7 protein-coding genes are annotated in these 15,771 nt (G+C 69.7%); 3 read left to right on the top strand and 4 right to left on the bottom strand.

Annotated elements, in window-relative coordinates:
- The 3 genes from LGN10_RS03440 to LGN10_RS03430 all read left to right on the top strand — a co-directional run.
- Window positions 1–3,176: YadA family autotransporter adhesin (locus tag LGN10_RS03440; RefSeq protein WP_226221777.1), on the top strand; the 3,176-nt coding region annotated here is incomplete at its 5' end.
- Between the two features lie 102 nt (window positions 3,177–3,278).
- Window positions 3,279–3,986, top strand: a complete 708-nt coding sequence (locus LGN10_RS03435; RefSeq protein WP_226221776.1) for an OmpA family protein — start codon at window positions 3,279–3,281, stop codon at window positions 3,984–3,986.
- Between the two features lie 328 nt (window positions 3,987–4,314).
- Window positions 4,315–5,040, top strand: coding sequence for a response regulator transcription factor (locus tag LGN10_RS03430; RefSeq protein ID WP_124864022.1), 726 nt, complete (start codon window positions 4,315–4,317; stop codon window positions 5,038–5,040).
- Window positions 5,041–5,130: 90 nt separating this feature from the next.
- Here LGN10_RS03430 and LGN10_RS03425 read toward each other — a convergent pair whose 3' ends face one another.
- The 4 genes from LGN10_RS03425 to LGN10_RS03410 all read right to left on the bottom strand — a co-directional run bounded on the left by LGN10_RS03425 (window position 5,131) and on the right by LGN10_RS03410 (window position 15,756).
- Window positions 5,131–5,826, bottom strand: a complete 696-nt coding sequence (locus LGN10_RS03425) for a response regulator transcription factor (RefSeq protein WP_099316988.1) — start codon at window positions 5,824–5,826, stop codon at window positions 5,131–5,133.
- Window positions 5,827–6,043: 217 nt separating this feature from the next.
- The gene (locus LGN10_RS03420) at window positions 6,044–9,049 is read right to left on the bottom strand and encodes an ESPR-type extended signal peptide-containing protein (protein WP_226221774.1); all 3,006 of its coding nucleotides are present in this window, start codon (window positions 9,047–9,049) and stop codon (window positions 6,044–6,046) included.
- Between the two features lie 383 nt (window positions 9,050–9,432).
- Entirely contained in the window at window positions 9,433–12,567 is a 3,135-nt protein-coding gene (locus LGN10_RS03415) for a YadA family autotransporter adhesin (RefSeq protein ID WP_226221772.1), read from the bottom strand.
- Window positions 12,568–12,759: 192 nt separating this feature from the next.
- A complete protein-coding gene (locus LGN10_RS03410; protein ID WP_226221771.1) occupies window positions 12,760–15,756 on the bottom strand; it encodes a sensor histidine kinase in 2,997 nt (998 codons plus the stop codon).
- Between the last annotated feature and the right edge of the window lie 15 nt (window positions 15,757–15,771).

The raw sequence follows: 15,771 nt of genomic DNA, 5'->3' as shown, positions 1-15,771 counted from the left end.
GCTCGGGCCTGATCGGCGACGACGGCAAGGCGATCGCCGCGGTCACGTACGACCGTAACGCGGACGGCTCGCCGAACTACCGTTCGGTCACGCTGGGCGACGGTACGAACCCGACGCAGTTGAAGCACGTGGCGAACGGTACGGATCGTCAGGACGCTGTGAACCTCGGTCAGTTGCAGGATTCGGGCCTCGTTGCGCCGGTCGATCCGACGAACCCGGGTGCGGGCGTGACATCGCTGGCGGTGACGTATAGCCAGAACGCGGACAATTCGGCGAACTACGACGAAGTGAAGCTGAAGGGCACGAACGGCACGACGTTGACGAACGTGAAGGCCGGTGTGGCCGACGCGGACGCGGTGAACGTGAGCCAGTTGAAGGGCTCGGGCCTGATCGGCGACGACGGCAAGGCGATCGCCGCGGTCACGTACGACCGTAACGCGGACGGCTCGCCGAACTACCGTTCGGTCACGCTGGGCGACGGTACGAACCCGACGCAGTTGAAGCATGTTGCGAACGCAACCGAAGACAGCGACGCGCTGAACCTCGGTCAGCTGAAGGACTCGGGCCTGGTGGGCGACGACGGCAGCGGCAACCTGACGTCGCTGGCGGTGACGTACGACAGCGCGACGAAGGACAAGGTCACGCTGGGCGGCGGCACGGCCGGTACGACGCTGACGAACGTGAAGGCCGGTGTTGCCGACGCGGACGCAGTGAACGTGAGCCAGTTGAAGGGCTCGGGCCTGATCGGCGACGACGGCAAGGCGATCGCCGCGGTCACTTACAACCGCAACGCCGACGGCTCGCCGAACTACGACGCGGTGACGCTCGGCGGCGGCAAGTCGGCCGGCCCGGTGACGCTGTCGAACGTGGCGGACGGTGTGAACCGCAATGACGCTGTGAACCTCGGTCAGTTGCAGGACTCGGGCCTCGTTGCGCCGGTCGATCCGACGAACCCGGGTGCGGGCGTGACGTCGCTCGCGGTGACGTACGGCAAGAACACGGACGGCTCGGCGAACTTCGACGAAGTGAAGCTGAAGGGCACGAACGGCACGACGCTGGCGAACGTGAAGGCCGGTGTTGCCGACGCGGATGCGGTGAACGTGAGCCAGTTGAAGGGCTCGGGGCTGATCGGCGACGACGGCAAGGCGATCGCCGCGGTCACGTATGACCGTAACGCGGACGGCTCGCCGAACTACAACGCGGTGACGCTGGGCGGCGGCAAGTCGGCCGGCCCGGTGCAGTTGAAGAACGTCGCGGCCGGCACGGACGGCACCGACGCGGTGAACGTGGCGCAGTTGAAGGACGCTGGCCTCGTCGCGCCGGTCGATCCGACGAACCCGGGTGCGGGTTTGGCATCGCTCGCGGTGACGTACGGCACGAACGCGGACGGTTCGGCGAACTTCGACGAAGTGAAGCTGAGGGGCGCGAACGGCACGACGCTGACGAACGTGGCCGCGGGCGCGGTGAACGCGGCCAGCACGGACGCGGTGAACGGCTCGCAGTTGTACGGCGTGTCGAAGAGCGTCGCGGATTCGCTGGGCGGCGGCTCGGCCGTCGACGCCAACGGCAACGTGACGGCGCCGACGTATTCGCTGACCGATCCGGCCAACGCCGCGGCGAAGGTCGACTACCGCAACGTCGGCGACGCGCTCGACAACCTGGATGGCCGTGTTGCGACCAACACGCAGAACATCACGGTCATCAACAACCAGCTTGCCGATTCGGGCCTGGTGGATCCGGTGACGGGTCAATCGATCGCCGCGGTGACGTACGACCGCAACGCGAACGGCACGCCGAACTACAACGCGGTGACGCTGGGCGGCGGCAAGTCGGCCGGCCCGGTGCAGTTGAAGAACGTCGCGGCCGGCACGGACGACACCGACGCGGTGAACGTCGCGCAGTTGAAGGACGCTGGCCTCGTCGCACCGGTCGATCCGACGAATCCGGGTGCGGGCGTGACGTCGCTGGCGGTGACGTACAGCCAGAACGCCGACGAATCGGCGAACTTCGACGAAGTGAAGCTGAAGGGCACGAACGGCACGACGCTGACGAACGTGGCCGCGGGTGCGGTGAACGCGACCAGCACGGACGCGATCAACGGCTCGCAGTTGCACGGCACCGCGCAGAGCGTGGCCGACACGCTGGGCGGCGGCACGACGGTCGATGCGAACGGCAAGCTCGCCAATGCGTCGTTCGAGGTCAAGGGCAACCGCTACTCGACGGTCGAGCAGGCGATCCAGGCCGCGGCGGCATACGGCGCGACCGATTCGCTCGCGGTGCGTTACGACCTGAATGCCGACGGCACGCCGAACTACGGCTCGGTGACCCTCGGCGGCACGGGCGCGGCGCCGGTGAAGCTGACGAACGTCGCGGACGGCACGAGCCAGTACGACGCGGTGAACTTCGGGCAGTTGAGCGCGCTGAACGACAAGATCGGCGACCTCGACGACCGCGTCGGCGGCCTCGAGCTGCGACCGGGCAACCCGGGTGACGGCAACGGCGGCGGTTCGGGCACCAACCCGTACTTCGGCGCGACCGACCAGACCGCGGGCGGCTCGTCGGCGGCGAACCCCGGCACCGGCACCGGCAACGTGGCGGCAGGTTCGGGCTCGTCGGTCGGCACCGGCGTGAACGACGGCACGGCCATCGGCTCCGGCTCGAAGGTGGCCGCCGGCGGCGGCACGGCCATCGGCGCGGGCTCGGCCGCGAACGGCGAGAACGCGACGTCGATCGGCCAGGGCTCGAACGCGACCGGCAGCGGTTCGGTGGCGATCGGCTCGGGCGCCGTGGCGAACGAGGCGAACACCGTCTCGTTCGGCGACGGCACCGACACCGGCAACCGCCGCGTCGTGAACATCGCGGACGGTATCAACGCGAACGACGCCGCGACGAAGGGCCAGCTCGACCGTGCGGTCGGCGGTCTGTCGGGCCAGATCAACGATGTGTCGAGGAACGCGTACTCGGGTATCGCGGCAGCCACCGCGCTGACGATGATCCCGGGCGTGGATCCGGGCAAGACGCTGTCGTTCGGTGTCGGCGGCGCGACCTACAAGGGCTATCAGGCGGTGGCGTTCGGCGGCGAGGCTCGCATCACGCAGAACCTCAAGATGAAGGCCGGCGTGGGTCTGTCGAGCGGCGGCAACACGGTTGGCGTGGGCGCGTCGTACCAGTGGTAAGGCGCGGGGCGGGGCCGTGCGCCCCGCCCGTGCGAGGCCGTTCCGATTTTCAACCCTCTCAGACAAGCGCGTCCGCCCGCGGGCGGACGCCATTTCAAGACCATGACTTCAAAGCTTTTGCGCGTCGCGTCGATCGGCGCGTTCGCGATGGCGCTCGGTGCGTGTACGACGCAATCGGGGCTCACCTACGACATTCGCGCGGTATCCGTGCCGGGCAAGCCGGACAACATCTTTCGCGTGAGCTGCGACGGGCTGCTCGGCAGCGCGAATGCGTGCGCGCGCGCGGCGGAAGAGTTCTGCCGCGGGCAGGGCTTCACGCCGCTCGAGATGATCGACCGCGTCTACAGCCGCGCGCCGATGAAGGATCCGCGCGAAATCACGTTCATCTGCGGCAAGCCGCAGCCGGTCGCGCAGCCCGCGCCCGCGCCGGCGCCGCAGCAGCCGGCGCCGCAACCGGTTCAGCAGCGCCAGGTGCTGCTGCAGGGCGACGCGAATTTCGCGACCGACAGCGCGGCGCTGACCGCACAGGCCCGCAACGATCTCGATCGCTTCATCGCGGCCAATCGTGGCGTGGAATTCGCGCGCGTGTCGATCACGGGCTTCACCGATTCGACCGGCGGCGCCGCGCATAACCGCGCGCTGTCGGAAGCGCGGGCGCGCACCGTCGTCGAGTATCTGCGCGCGAACGGGCTGCAGGCCCGTTCGTTCGTCGCGGAAGGCCTCGGCGCGGCCGATCCGGTTGCGTCCAACGCGACCGCGGCCGGTCGCGCGCAGAACCGCCGCGTCGAGATCCGCCTGGACGTGAAATGACGCATTGACGTATCGCGCGGCGCCGGTTCGCCGGTGCCGCCAGGGCCTTCGTCGGTCACGAGCCGATGGAGGAGCGGGGCGCGATCGACCGCCGCACCCCGCTGTCCCGGCAGGCATGCCAAGCCGCCCGCTCTCACCGAGCCGGCGGCTTTTTTCATTGGCGGCGCGCCGCGCGGCGGGCTGCTCCCGTCCGGCCTTGGCGGCCGGCCCCGGTTTCATGCGAAACTAGCGCCCAATCACGATCCAGAAAGAACGGCGCGCACGCGCCGTCGCCGGCCATCGGGCAGCCGTTCGGCCGCCCGCGACAGCGGTGAACACTCGGACGACTATGGGAAGCTATCAGATACGTGTGGTACTGGCCGACGACCACCCGGCATTGCTCGTCGGCGTTCAGCATGGGCTTTCGTCGGTGCCGACGATCCGGCTCACCGGCACGGCCGGCAATTCCACCGAGCTGATCGCGCTGCTCGATGCGAACGTATGCGACGTGCTGGTATCCGACTACGCGATGCCCGACAACGTTCACGGCGACGGCATCGCGCTGTTCTCCTACCTGCAACGCAACTACCCGGACGTCAAGCTGGTGGTGCTGACCATGCTCGACAACGCGGCGGTGGTCGGCGCGCTCGTGCGGCTCGGCATCGCGTGCATCGTCAGCAAATCGGACGCGATCGATCACCTGATTCCGGCCGTGCATGCGGCCGCCACGGGCGGCACCTATTATTCGCCGTCGGTCGAGAAAGTCGTGCGCACGCTGTCCGCGCATTCGAGCGCGCGGATCGTCGACCAGGCGCCGAGCCTGAGCAGCCGCGAGATCGAGGTCGTGCGGCTGTATGCGTCGGGGATGACCGTCAACGAGATCGCGGACAAGCTCAGCCGCAGCAAGAAGACGATCAGCACCCAGAAGGCGCGCGCGATGCAGAAGCTCGGCGTGGAAAAGGATATCGACCTGTTGCGCTACGCGATGGAGAACGGGATCGTCGCCGCGTCGGGCGGCGAGGGCAAGGCGGGGGAGCAGGCGGGAGAGGAGAAAGGGCGCGCCGAGCCCGACTGACCGGCGCGTCGCGCGCATCGGCGGAACCCGGTGCGCGATCATCCGCGCCATGGGCGTGGCCGGCCGTGCGCCGGAATGGTCGCCGTACCGTCAGCGCGGATGGTCGTCGAGGGCCGGCAGCGTCGTCGCGTAACCGTAATCGGACACGAGCCCGCATGAAATCGCGTAGCGGACCAGATCGACGTCGCGCTCGATCCCGAGTTTCTGCATCGCCGAACTCTTCTGCGTGCTGATCGTTTTCTTGCTGCGGCTCAACTGATCGGCGATCGCGTTGACCGACAGGCCCGACGCGAACAGGCGAATCACTTCCAGCTCACGCGCGGACAACGCCGGCGCCTTGCCGCCCGTGTTGCCGGCGGCGCGCAGGATCCGGTCCATCGAAGGCGACAGATAGCGGCCGTTCGTATAGGCCGCGTGAATCGCCATCGTCAGGTGGCTCGTCATATCGGATTTGCTGACCACGCACGCGATGCCGAGTTCGATCAGCGCGCGCAGCGCCACCGCGTTCTCCATCATCGTCATCACGACGATGCGCAGATTCGGGTGTCGCTTCAGGATCGCGGTGAACATCGCGAGGCCGTCGCCGAATTCGGTGCCCGGCATCGCGTAGTCGGAGACGAGCACGTCGCATGGATGGCTCGCGAGCGCTTCCATCAGTTCCGTCGAGTTGCCGGCGGTCGCGACCACCGCGAGCGTATTCGTCGCGGACAGTTCGTAACGTGCGCCGATGACGACCGCCGGATGGTCGTCGGCGATCACGATGCGGATGGGGAAATTTCCTGGCATGTCGGTGTACCTGCATGTTGCGGCGCGCAGTGGGCGCCGCGCGGTGGAGATCGGTGCGAACGGCTGCGCGTGCGGCGTGCAAGCCGGCCGCACGCGAAGCCGTTGCGCCGACGGCCGGTGGCGGCTCGTGCGGAACCGTCACCGGCCGTCGGCCGAACGAGCGGGGGATCGCTCCCCCGCTTCGGGTCGAGGCTCCGCGCGACGCGGAGCCGTCCGGTCAGAACTCGTAGCCGACCTGGGCGCGCACGCCTGCGTCGCCCGTCGACGTGACGGACACGGCGCCGTTCATCAGCCACTTGCCGTCGCGCGTCCGGTAGGTCGCGCCTGCCGCGATCGCCGAGCCGCTCTTGTAGTTCGCGGCGCCGGCCGCGACGACGGTCTTGCCCGGCTGCGACGGCGTCAGGTTCGGCATCGCCATCGCCGCCGCGACACCGGCGTACGCGTTCTTCGCGACGTCGTTGATCATCCGGTTCGTTTCGCCGAAACGCTGATCCAGCTGACGCACGTTCACGGCGTCGGTCGGTGCGGTGCCGTCCGCGACATTCGTGATCTGGCGTTCGTGACCGGCCGAGCCGACCGACACGCTGTTGTCGCGATCCGCCACCGAGCCCGCGCCGATCGCCACCGAACCGTTGCCGGTCGCTTTCGAACCCTGGCCGATGGCCGTGCTGTCCGAACCCGATGCGACCGAGCCTTGGCCGATGGCCGAGCTGTTCGAACCGCTGGCCGCCGAGCCCTGGCCGACCGCAGAGCCGTTGTTGCCCGACGCAACCGCGCCCTGGCCGACCGCCGTGCTGTTCTCGCCCGATGCAACCGAGCCGTCGCCGACCACGAGTGAGCCGTCGCCGCCCGTGCCGCGGCCGACGTTGCCGTCGCTGCCGCCACCACCGCCGCCGCCGCCCGAGCCGCCGCCGGATTCGAGGTTGCCGACGCGGCCGTCCAGTCGTGCGTATTCCTGCGCGAACCGCTCCTGAAGGTCGTGCAGCTGGCCGCCGTTCACGGCTTCCATGCTGCCGGCCGCGATCAGGCCCGGCGCAACGTTGAGCAGCTTCGTGCCGCCCGTGCCGCCGAAGGTCACGCTGCCGAGCGAGATGTCGTCATACGTGACGGCCGCGATTTCCTTGCCCGTGTAGTCGATGAGGCCGGTTGCCCTCAACTGCGCGATCGTTACCGCATCGTCGTCGTTCACGCCGTTCGCGACGCCCGACAGCTTGCGCGCGCCGGCCGTGCCGATGAAGCTCACCGCCGCGCCGTCGGTGTTCGCGCCGACCGTGATGTTCGCGCCAGGGCCCGCCTGCTGGACGAGGCCGACCGTGCCGTTGCCGATCTGGTCGGCCAGCGACGCGACCGCGCCTTCGTTGACGGTGACGCGACCATCGAGGTTCGTCACCGCGTCGCCGACCGAGTGAACCGTGGTCGTGCCGCCGCTGCCGTCACCGAGTGAGAAGCTCGGTGCGGAGATCGAGCCGTCGGCGTTCACGGTCGAGCCGGCGCCGATGGCCGATGCGACGCTGCTCGACACGCCGTGCAGTTGCGAGCCGTTCACCGCGTCCTTGCTCGTTGCCGTGACCGCGCCTGCTTCGACGCCGGTCAGCTTGCGCGCGCCGGCCGTGCCGGTGAAGTCGACCGCCGCGCCGTCGGTGCTCGCGCCGACCGTGATGTTCGCGCCCGCGCCGGTTTGCTGGACGAGGCCGACCGTGCCGTTCGACAGACCGTCGAGCCGGGTGTTGATCGTCGTGATGTCGCCCGTGTTGCGTGCGATGTTGCCGTTGGCGGTCGTGAGTGCGCCGTCGAGTGCGTCGAGTGCGCCACCGACCGTCGTTTGCGTGCCGCCGTTGGTCAGCGTGTACGTCGGGCCGGTCACGGCGCCCGTCGTCGGATCGATGGCGGCGCCGCCGCCGAGAGCGGCCACGACCGGCTGAAGCTGGCTGACGTTCACCGCGTCCGTCGTTTGCGTACCGGCTGCGACGTTCGTAATCTGGCGTTCAAGTCCCGACGAGCCGACGGACACGGAATTGTCGCGATCGGCAAGGGACCAAGTCCCGAGCGCAACCGAATTGTTCCCGCTTGCCAACGCACCGCGCCCCAGCGCGGAGGTGTTCGCTCCGGTAGCTCCGGCCCCTACGCCAACCGCTACCGCGTTGTTGCCGGTTGCGCGCGAGAGCGTACCGATGGCCACCGCATTCGTCGCACTGGCCGTCGTATTGCCGCCGAGCGCGACAGCCGACTGGCCGGCGGCGTTTGCGTTCGCGCCGATGGCGGTCGCACTGTCACCGGCGCTGGCGGCCACGTCGGCCGCATACGTTCCAGTGCGGATGTCCACATACTTGTCGGCCGCCGTGATCGCCGCGGTCATCTGCTCCACGTTGACCGCATCCGTATCCTCCGTGCCGGCCGCGACGTTCGTGATCTGGCGTCGCTGCGTGGCCGAGCCGACGGAGATGGTGTTGTCGCGATTCGCGACGGAATCCACGCCGAGCGCGACCGAGTTTGCCGCCTGCGCATTGGCCCGGAAGCCGATGCCGATTGCGGACTGGCCGCTTGCCTTCGTGCTCTGACCGATCGCAATTGCATTGTCGCCCGTTGCGGTTGCACTTCCGCCTAATACCGTGGCGTTGACAGCGCCAGCCGTAGCAAGGCGGCCGACGGCCGTGGCATTGGTGCCCGTGGTCTGGGCGCCGTTGCCGAGCGCGACCGAGCCCGTGTCGGTTGCCCTTGTCGACGTACCGATTGCCAAGGACTGCTCGCCGGACGCATTTGAGAGGGTGCCCACGGCAACTGCATATTCGCCAGAGGCGCTCGATGTCGAGCCGATCGCGATCGCCCTACCCGCCGTTGCGCTTGCGGCATAGCCGAGCGCCGTTGCGGATAATTGAGTAGCAGCTGAATTAACGCCGACGGCAACCGCGTTGTTCCCTGACGCATTTGCACCGGTGCCGGCTTCGTAAGACAGTGGACCTGCCATCGTACTCATCGAGCGCTTGCTCGACATACTTCCGATCTGGCACACGCCAGCCGCATCGAGCGAGCCGCCTTTCCCGTCCTCGGTCGTGCACGCATCGGCCGCGAACGCGCCGCCGATCGATGCGCTACCCAGCGCGAGCACTGCCACGGCCTGGCGCGCCGCGCGCGCCGAGCCCTTCGAGCGCGAGCGCGCCGTTTCCGCTACGGCCGTCCAGGTGCCCGTCGCCGTGTTCCAGATGTTGCGATACGTCTTGTTCATTGACCCACTCCTTTCAGTTCGTCAGGTTGATGAGTCCATGGTATGGATCGGCCTCGTCCGAATCTGTCGTCCAAAACCTATTCGCGAAGCGATGTTTGTAGGGCGTGTCCTACACGCGCGAACGCGCGAACGGGCCGCCGCGACGGGTGGCCGTGAAAGGAGCCGGGAGGGAACGAAAGACGGCCGCCGGACGACGGCCGATCAGGCTTGCGGCGCCTGCGCCGCGCGCCGCCGGAGCGTGTCGCGCGGCGGGTGCCGCGTGGGGAGGTCGCGGCGTCGCCGCCGGCGAAAAAAAGCGGGAGATCGCTCTCCCGCTTCGCGTCGATGCTCCGTATCGGGGGGCGTCGATCGATCAGCCCATGTCGCCGACGAGGGCGTGGGTTTTACCAGTAGAAGCCACCGCCGACGACACCGCCGAACTCGCCGCGGCTACTGGTGGTTGCCCCGGCCTTGATGGTCCACTTGCCGTCGCGGGTCATGTACGACACGCCGAGCGCCGAGCCGACCTCGCCACCGTAAGTGCTGCCCGCCATCGCGACAAACGTGCGGCCCGGCAGCGTCGATTGCGGCAAGCCCGCGACGGCCATTGCTGCGGCCACCCCGCCCATTGCATCCTTGCGGGCGCTGCTGACGGCGTTGTTCATCTGCTGCACGTTCACGGCGTCGGTCGGTGCGGTGCCTGCCGCGACATTCGTGATCTGGCGTTCATGGCCGGCCGAGCCGACCGACACGCTGTTGTCGCGATCCGCCACGGAGCCCGCGCCGATCGCCACCGAACCGTTGCCGGTCGCTTTCGAACCCTGGCCGAAGGCCGAGCCGTTGTCGCCCGACGCAACCGCGCCCTGGCCTACCGCCGCGCTGTTCTCGCCCGACGCGACCGTGCCGTCACCGACCACGAGCGAGCCGTCGCCGCCCGTGCCGCGGCCGACGTTGCCGTCGCTGCCGCCGCCGCCGCCGCCGCCACCCCCACCGCCGCCCGAACCGCCACCGGATTCGAGGTCGCCGACGCGCCCGTCGAGTCGTGCGTATTCCTGCGCGAACCGCTCCTGGAGGTCGTGCAACTGGCCGCCGTTCACGGCTTCCATGCTGCCGGCCGCGATCAGGCCCGGCGCGACGTTGAGCAGCTTCGTGCCGCCCGTCCCGCCGAAGGTCACGCTGCCAAGCGAGATGTCGTCATACGTGACGGCCGCGATCTCCTTGCCCGTGTAGTCGATGAGGCCGGTTGCCCTCAACTGCGCGATCGTCACCGCATCGTCGTCGTTCACGCCGTTCGCGACGCCCGACAGCTTGCGTGCGCCGGCCGTGCCGGCGAAGCTCACCGCCGCGCCGTCGGTGTTCGCGCCGACCGTGAGGTTCGCGCCCGGGCCGGCCTGCTGGACGAGGCCGACCGTGCCGTTGCCGAGCTGATCGGCCAGCGATGCGACCGCGCCTTCGGTCGTGGTCACGCGGCCGTCGAGGTTCGTCACCACGTCGCCGACCGAGTGAACCGTGGTCGTGCCGCCGCTGCCGTCACCGACCGTGAAGCTCGGCGCGGAGATCGAGCCGTCGGCGTTCACGGTCGAGCCGGCGCCGATGGCCGATGCGACGCTGCTCGACACGCCGTGCAGTTGCGAGCCGTTCACCGCTTCCGTGCTAGTGGCCGTGACCGCGCCTGCGTCGACGCCGGTCAGCTTGCGGGCGCCGGCCGTGCCGGTGAAGTCGACGGTCGCGCCGTCGGTGTTCGCGCCGACCGTGATGTTCGCGCCTGCGCCGGCTTGCTGGACGAGGCCGACCGTGCCGCTGCCGATCTGGCTGGCCAGCGTTGCGATGTCGCCTTCGTTGGTGGTGACGCGGCCATCGAGGTTCGTGACCGCACCGCCGACCGACGTGACCGTGGTCGTGCCGCCGCTGCCGTCGCCGACCGTGAAGCTTGGTGCGGAGATCGAGCCGTCGGCGTTCACGGTCGAGCCGGCGCCGATGGCCGATGCGACGCTGCTCGACACGCCGTGCAGTTGCGAGCCGTTCACGGCGTCCTTGCTGGTGGCCGCGACCGCGCCTGCGTCGACGCCGGTCAGCTTGCGCGCGCCAGCCGTGCCGGTGAAGTCGACGGCTGCGCCGTCGGTGCTCGCGCCGACCGTGATGTTCGCGCCCGCGCCGGCTTGCTGGACGAGGCCGACCGTGCCGTTCGACAGGCCGTCGAGCCGGGTGTTGATCGTCGTGATGTCGCCCGTGTTGCGTGCGATGTTGCCGTTGGCGGTCGTGAGTGCGCCGTCGAGTGCGCCGAGCGCGCCGCCGACCGTCGTTTGCGTGCCGCCGTTGGCGAGCGTATACGTCGGGCCCGTCACGGCGCCCGTGGTCGGGTTGATGGTGGCGCCGCCGCCGAGTGCGGTCACGACCGGCTGAAGCTGGCTCACGTTCACCGCGTCGGTCGCTTGCGTACCGGCTGCGACGTTGACGACCTGGCGCCGCAGCGTGGTCGAGCCGACGGAAACGGTGTTGTCGCGATCCGCGACGGAATCCATGCCGAGCGCGACCGAGCGGTCTCCCTGTGCATTGGCACGGAAACCGATGCCGACCGCCCCCAGGCCGCTCGCGGCACCGCTCTGGCCGAGCACGGTCGCGTTGTCGCCCGTTGCGCGGGCGTTGCTGCCGATCACGGTGGTATTGATGGCGCTGCCGGAGGCCGTATTGCCGATCGCCACGCTGTTGTTGTTCGTGGTCGCGGCCTGGCTGCCGATTGCAACCGAACCCGTACCGGTGGCCGTGGCGTTCGGGCCCGTCGCGACCGAACCCGCACCCGCCGCTGCACTGCTGTTCCCGATGGCCACGCCTGAACCGCCGCCCATTGCGCTCGCGTTGGCACCTACGACCGTGGCGCCGGAGCCCGAATGGCGCGTGCTTGTCCCGATCATGATCGAGCCGATGCCGCCGGCCGATGCGCTATTGCCGATCGCGATCGAACCCGTGGCGCCGGTTACGCCGGCGTCGGATACATTGGCGCCGGTGCCGATTGCAATGGCGTTCGTCGGCGGGGCGGTGAGCGTCGATACCGTTGCGCCGTCGCCCACGGCCAGGTTGCTGTTGCCCACGACGCGCGACGATGCGCCGAGCGCCATCGAATGAAGCCCGTCCGCCGAGGTGCCCGAACCGATCGCCACCGAACTGGAGCCGCTGGATGTCACCGACTGGCCCATCGCAACGGCGTTGGCGCCTGTAGCGATCGCCACGGGGCCCGTGCTATTGACCTTGATGTAGTCGTCGGTGAGCGTCGCCGTCGTGCCGATCGCATCCGTGCCGATCGTGCGCGAAGCCGTGACCTTGCACACGCCAGCCGCATCGAGTGCCCCGCCTTTCCCGTCCTCGGTCGTGCACGCATCGGCCGCGAACGCGCCGCCGATCGACGCGCTGCCCAGCGCGAGCGCCGCCACGGCCTGGCGCGCCGCGCGCGCCGAGCCCTTCGAGCGCGAGCGCGCGGTTTCGGCCACGGCCGTCCATGTGCCCGTCGCCGTGTTCCAGATGTTGCGATACGTCTTGTTCATTGACCCACTCCTTTTAGCTCGTCAGGTTGATGAGCCCATGGTATGAATCAGCCTCGTCCGAATCTGTCGTCCAAAACCTATTCGCGGAGCGATGTTTGTAGGGTGAGTCCTACACGCACGAACGGGCCGCCGCGACGGCGCGGCCGTGAAAGGACTCGGGAGGAGGAAAGACAGCCGCCGGAAGGCGGCCGGTCAGGCTTGCGGCGCTTGCGCCGCGCGCCGCCGGAGCGTGTCGCGCGCGAGGCGCTCGGTGCGGTCGACCAGCGGGTCGAGCGCGGCCGGATCGCCGGCCTGCACGGCATCCTGCATGTCGCGCACCGCGTCGGCCACCGCATGCTCGTGGATCGTCGCGAACGCGCCGCGCAGCGAATGCAGCTCCGCCCGCAGCGCGGGCACGTCGCCGCGCGCGAGTGCATCGCGAATCGCCGCGAGCGAATGCTCGAGCGTGTCGGCGAACAGTTCGTGCACGTCCGGCGGCAACGGGCCTTCGGCCAGATCGACCAGCGCGTTGCGCGCGGGCCGGCTTGCGGCCGCACCCTTCGCGAAGCGCCGCACGGTGCGGTCGATCATGTCGAGGAGCACCGGTTTCACCAGCACCGCGACGATCCCGGCTTCCGCGCAGCGCGCATGCTCGGCCGCGCTCGCATGCGCGGTGACCGCGACCACCGGCAGGCCCGGATACTGCGCGCGCAGCACGCGGGCCAGCGTATAGCCGTCCATGCCCGGCATGTTCAGGTCGGTCATCACGAGGTCGTAGCGCGTATCGGTACAGCACCGCAGCGCGGCCGCGCCTTCCTCGGCCGCGTCCGCCGCATAGCCGAGCGTGACGAGCTGCCCCTGCAGCAACTTGCGGTTCACCGGATGATCGTCGACCACCAGCACGCGCGCGGCGACGGCCGGCAACGCGGCATCGTCGGCGCGCGCCGCGTCCTGCGCGGCGATCTGCTCGCTCGTCGCCGCCCGCAGCGGCAGCGTGACGACGAACGTGCTGCCGTGGCCGGCTTCGCTCTTCACGTCGATCGCGCCGTGCATCATCTGCGCGAGCTGCTTCGTCAGCGCGAGCCCGAGGCCCGTGCCGCCGTAGCGCCGCGTGATCGACGTATCGGCCTGCGTGAACGGGCGGAACAGCGTCGCGCGCTGTTCGTCGGTCATCCCGATGCCCGTGTCGCTGACGCCGATCGCGATCGGCGACGCGGGATCGGCGTCGTCGCGCAGGTACACCTCCAGCGTGATCTCGCCGTGGTTCGTGAACTTGATCGCGTTGCCGACGAGGTTCGCGGCGATCTGCCGGATGCGCGTCGGATCGCCGAGATAGCGCGGCGCCAGCGCATCGTCGACGAACACGTCGAATTGCAGCCCCTTCGCGGCGGCCAGCGGCTCGAACATCGCGCCGGTCTGCCGGATGGTGTCGGCGAGATCGAACGGAATCGCCTCGATCGTCATCTGGCCGGCCTCGATCTTCGACAGGTCGAGGATGTCGTTGATCAGGTCGAGCAGCACCGACGACGCGCCCTCGACCGTATGCAGCCGCTCGCGCTGCGTGTCCGCCAGCGGCTCGCGCCCGATCAGTTCGAGATTGCCGAGGATCGCGTTCAGCGGCGTGCGGATCTCGTGGCTCATCGTCGCGAGGAACGCGGATTTCGCGTTGTTCGCCGCGTCGGCCGCCTGCCGCGCGTGGTCGAGCGCGCGTTCGACGTTCTTCTGCGACGTGATGTCGGAGAAGTTGCACAGCACGACGTCCGCGTCGCGATAGCGCGTGCGCACGAGGTTGACGAGCAGATCGACCGCGTTGCCGTCGGCGGTGGGCAGCGACACATGCAGGCCCGACTGCCACGCGCCGGTATCGGCCGAGCGGTCGAAGCGCTCGAGCAGCCGCGCCGGCAGCGACGGCCCGCCCGCGCGGCGCGCGTCGTAGTCGCGCATCGTGTCGTTCTGCAGCAGCACCGCGCCGTCCGCGAGCGACAGCAGCGCGATGCCGGACGGCGCGGCCTCGACGATCGTGCGGTTCAGGTTCTCGCTGTCGATCACGCGGCGGCGGCGCGCTTCGTCCGGCTTCAGCACGCGGCGGTCGAACCGCACCAGCAGCCACCAGACGAGCACGATCGCGGCGAGCATGATCGCCGCGTAGCCGCCCGCGCGCACGCCGATCGCCGCGAGCAGCGAGCGCAGCGAGAACGCCTGCACGAGCGTCCAGCCGGTGTCGGGGATCGGCTGGCTCAGCGCGAACAGGCCGTCGCCGTAAGCCGCGCGCGTGCCGTTGCCGTTCGCCGGGCGCGTGCGGGCCGCGAGACGCTGGAGTGCCGAGACCGTCGCCGCATCGTGCTCGGCGGCGCCCACGCGCAGCAGCGTGTCGCCGTGCGCATTCGCGATGATGGCCGCGTTGGTCGGGACGTCGGTCGTGAGCCGCGCGCGCAGCACGTCCACAGGCAGCGTCGAGACGAGCACTTCGAGCGGCACCCCTTTGTCGTACGCGGCGCCGACGATCCGGAACACGTCGCGGCGCTGCACGGGGTCGTAGGCCGGCGCATGCCAGACGAACCGGCGCGGCGCGGGCGTATCGAGATCGGCGGCCACCTGGGCCAGCAGCGCCGACGCGGGGGCGGGCGCCGGTTCGGCCGGGGCCGTGCCCGGTTCCGGGCTCGGGATCACCATCGCGAAGCGGCGGTCGGGGCTGTACGCGTACCCGGCCACGGGCCGGCCGGCGTCCTGCTTCGCGACGTACGCGCCGACCCGGTAGCTCATGTCGCTCGCCATCGCGAGATAGCGCGCATAGGACGCGGCCGGCCGCTCGGGCGACAGGTCGGCGAGCACGAGCATCGACGGGAATCGCGGGTTGTCGCGCAGTTCGAGCCGCCCGTTTCCGGCGGCCAGCGCGGCGACGGTGGCCGGATCGGCCGCGCGCGTGTGCCACACGCTTTCGTCGTGGGTGGTGAGCATGTCCATGCCCGTCGTGCGCAGCTTGAATTCGAACTGGACGAGAAAATGCCGCACGCCGAACCCCGTATAGCGCTCCTGGATCGCTTCCCTCGCCATCGTGTACAGCATCAGCCCGCTGGCGAGCAGGATCGCGACGGTCACGGCGGCGCCGCCGGCATACAGCAGCGCGCGCTGGCGGCGGCCGGCCGGCGTGGGATCGGCGGACGGGCCGGCGGCGAGGCGGGATCGATCGGGTGCGGCGCGGTGGTCCATCGGGGCGGGGCGGTC

It is taken from the genome of Burkholderia sp. AU32262 (assembly GCF_020419985.1).
Lineage (GTDB): Bacteria > Pseudomonadota > Gammaproteobacteria > Burkholderiales > Burkholderiaceae > Burkholderia > Burkholderia semiarida.
The sequence above is the reverse complement of the archived record's forward strand: the minus strand, read 5'-3'. Positions and strand labels throughout refer to the sequence as shown.